Origin of the sequence: Streptomyces sp. MBT65 (assembly GCF_016612545.1) — a bacterium.
Taxonomy (GTDB): domain Bacteria; phylum Actinomycetota; class Actinomycetes; order Streptomycetales; family Streptomycetaceae; genus Streptomyces.
In genome coordinates this window covers 1-3,399 of record NZ_JAENRY010000571.1, presented here as the reverse complement: position 1 = coordinate 3,399, position 3,399 = coordinate 1, and the positions used below count along the sequence as shown (strand labels likewise).

Below are 3,399 nucleotides of genomic sequence, written 5' to 3'. Positions count from 1 at the left end.
CGCCCGCCCTTCCCCGCCACCATGTTCTCGAACGCCGCCGGGATGCCCTCCAGCCCGATCCGTTCCGTCACCAACGCCCCCAGGTCAAGGCGTCCGGCCCGCACGTGTTCGGCGAGCACCGGCAGGTCCTTCGCCGGGTCGGAGTTGCCGTAGACACAGCCGCTCAACGTCCGTCCCCAGTGGAAGAGTTCGAGGGCGTTGAAGGTGACCTGCTGGTCCTTGCCGCCGATGCCGACCACCGTGGTGCGGCCGCCGCGGCGGGTGGACTCCCAGGCGGTGCGGATGGTGACCGCCCGGCCGACGCATTCGACGGCGACGTCCACGCCCTGCTTTCCGGTGAGGGCGCGGATCTCCCGGGCCGTGTTGTCGGAGGCGATCACGTACTCCGTCGCTCCGGCCGCGCGCGCCAACTCCTCCTTCTCCGGGGAGACATCGACGGCCACAATCGTCGTGGCGCCCGCGATCCGGGCCGCCTGGAGCGTCGAAAGACCCACTCCGCCGACGCCGAACACCGCGACCGTCTCGCCCTCCCGCACCCGTGCCGAGTGGTGGACGGCGCCGTAGCCGGTGAGGACGGCGCAGCCCAGAAGTGCCGCGTCCGTCAACGGGATTCCGTCCGGGAGGGGCAGGACACAGGCGGCCGATACGACCGTCTCCTCGGCGAACGCCGCCACGTTCAGGCCGGGGTGGAGGTCGCTGCCGTCGGAGCTGCGGTGGGCGTAGACGTCGGCCGCGCCGTTGAGCGCGTTGGCGCAGAGCCAGACCTCGCCCAGTGTGCAGGCGTGGCAAGTGCCGCAGGAGGGCGCCCAGTTGAGGACGACGGAGTCGCCGGGTGAGATGTGGGTGACCTCCTCCCCCACGGCCACCACCGTGCCCGCGCCCTCGTGGCCGAGGACCGCCGGGACCGGCACGCGCATGGTGCCGTTGGTCAGGGACAGGTCGGAGTGGCAGACCCCGGCGGCGGCGAGGCGGACACGGACCTGGCGGGGGCCGGGGTCCGGGAGGTCGATCTCGGCGATCTCCAGCGGAGCGCCCACGGCGGGCAGTACGGCGGCGCGAACCATGCGAGGCCTCCTAGCGGGTCAACGGGGTCAGAACTGAAGGGACTTGGTCTGGAGGTACTCGGACAGTCCGTGCGCGCCGAGTTCCCGGCCCACCCCCGACTGCTTGTAACCCCCGAACGGGGCGCGGGGGTTGAACCGCCCGCCGTTGATGTCGACCTGCCCCGTCTCCAACCTCCTCGCGAACGCGACCGCTTCCGCCTCCTCGCCGGCCCACACGGCGCCCGCCAGGCCGTAGACCGTGCCGTTGGCGATGCGGACGGCGTCGTCCTCGTCGTCGTAGCGGAGGATCGAGAGGACCGGGCCGAAGATCTCCTCCTGCGCGATCGTCATGTCGGGGGTCACGTCGGCGAAGACGGTCGGTGAGACGAAGTAGCCCTGCGCGGACGGGGAATCGGGGCCGCCCGCCACCAGCCTCGCGCCCTCCGCCACCCCCTTCTCGATGTAACTCCGCACCCTCGCCTGCTGCTTGGCACTGACGACCGGGCCGATGCGGTCGCCGTACTTGGCGGCGGCGGTCGCGGCCAGTTCCACGGCCTCGTCGTACTGGTCGCGGTGGACCAGCATCCGGGTCCAGGCGCTGCATGTCTGGCCGGAGTTGGACATCACGTTGGCGACGCCGACGTTCACCGCCTTGGCGAGGTCGGCGCCGGGGAGGACGACGTTGGCGGACTTGCCGCCGAGTTCGAGGGCCACCTTCTTGATCGCGGCGCCCGCCGTGGCACCGATCTGGCGGCCGACCGCCGTGGAGCCGGTGAAGGAGACCAGGTCGACGCCCGGGTGCTCGGCGAGGGCCTGGCCGGCGATCGGGCCGAGGCCGGTGACGAGGTTGAAGACACCGGCCGGGAGGCCCGCCTCGTCGACCGCTTCCGCGAACAACTGGGCGGTGAGCGGGGTGTCTTCGGCCGGTTTCAGCACCACCGTGCAGCCGGCGGCGAGGGCGGGGGCGACCTTGGCGACGATCTGGTGGAGGGGGTAGTTCCAGGGGGTGATCGCGCCGACCACGCCGATCGGCTCCTGGTGGACCGTCGAGTTGCCGACCTTCTCCTCGAAGGCGTGGCTCGCGGCGAGTTCGGCGTACGAGCCCGCCACCGCGATCGGCACACCCGCGTGGACGGCCTGCGAGAAGGCGAGCGGCGAGCCCAGTTCGGCCGTGACCGTCTCGGCGATCTCGTCCTTGCGGGCCACCAACACGTCCCGCAGCGAAGCGAGTTGGGCGGCCCGTTCGGCGGGCGGGGTCGCGGCCCAGCCCGGGAGGGCGGCACGGGCGGCCCGTACGGCCGTGTCGACGTCGGCCGCGTTGCCGGCCGGGACGCGGCCGATCACCTGCTCGTCGACCGGGTTCACCACGTCGATGACCTCCCCGCTCGCCGCGGGGCGCCAGGCGCCGCCGATGTACATGCCGTCGTGTGCCTTCATCGTGCTGCCTCCCGGGCGTGACGTCGTCGTCCGCCTCACAAACTAGCGGTGTTAGTTTTGCGGCGCCAGGGACCCCGGGTACCGGGTCGGGTCAGAAATCGGCCCGGGTCCGGTCGTCCACCCGGCCCACCGCCTCCTGCGCGAAGGCCTTCTCATACGCCCGCCGGATCTCCTCGATCTTCCGGTCGCTCGCCCCCGCCGCCGTCACCGGGTACAGCAGGATCAGCTCGTACGACCGCTCCTTCTCGATCTTCCCGTGCGCGTCCCGCCACTGCCCGCGCCCGTTCTGCACGGTGAGCCCGTCCGGGAAGTCCGGCGTGACCTCCCTGTCGACGAAGGCCATGAACTGCCGGTCGGTGACCGCCGGTCCACCGTCCGGCCGCTCGGTACCGAAGAAGAGCTGCGTCTCGACGTACGGCGTTCCGCGCGTCGGCGCGGGAGAGGTTTCGGTTTCGACGTGCCGAGGCCGGCGTAGGCGGTGGGGGCCGCGGCCGCCAGGAGGAGGCCGGCGATCGCGAGAGCTGCCCGGTTTCGGGTGAAATGCAAGGTCATGCACCTATCCGTACCGGGCGTCACTCGTCCAGGTCGGGCAGCCGCGCCGGGGCCGGGGAGATCCGTTCGCCGTGCTGGTCGAAGACGAACAGGTGGGCGATGTCGACGAGGAGCGGGACCTGCATGCCGTGGCGGAGTTCGATGTCCGGGGTGGTGCGGACGACGAGGTCGCCGGGGAGGCGGCCCTCGGGCGGAACGAGGTCGGCCTCGGCGTCGGCCGGGTGGTCCAGGGTGACGACCGGTCCGGCGCGCAGCGCTTCCGCGCGCCCGCCCGGCCCGGCGCCGCCGACGCGAGGGCGGTGTCCTGGACCGGCTGCGCGGGCGCGCGGAAGCGCTGCGCGCCGGACCGGTCGTCACCCTGGACCAC

At 72.4% G+C, this 3,399-nt stretch carries 2 protein-coding genes and 2 pseudogenes; all 4 read right to left on the bottom strand.

Going from position 1 to position 3,399, the window contains the following annotated elements:
* Positions 1-1,064, bottom strand: a 1,064-nt coding sequence (locus JHN63_RS50470) for a Zn-dependent alcohol dehydrogenase (protein WP_200691849.1), incomplete at its 3' end; no start/stop codon positions are given.
* A gap of 27 nt (positions 1,065-1,091) precedes the next feature.
* Positions 1,092-2,480 (bottom strand): aldehyde dehydrogenase family protein, encoded by a 1,389-nt coding sequence (locus JHN63_RS50465; protein WP_200691848.1) that lies wholly within the window; start codon positions 2,478-2,480, stop codon positions 1,092-1,094.
* A 91-nt stretch (positions 2,481-2,571) separates the two neighbouring features.
* Positions 2,572-3,032, bottom strand: a pseudogene (locus tag JHN63_RS50460) (DUF3574 domain-containing protein).
* A gap of 20 nt (positions 3,033-3,052) precedes the next feature.
* Positions 3,053-3,399 (bottom strand): annotated as a pseudogene (locus tag JHN63_RS50455) (sugar ABC transporter ATP-binding protein); the annotation flags it as partial.

Excerpts from the sequence above, each read along its gene's own strand:
- JHN63_RS50465 (WP_200691848.1), bottom strand. The coding sequence starts at position 2,480 with ATGAAGGCACACGACGGCATGTACATCGGCGGCGCCTGGCGCCCCGCG.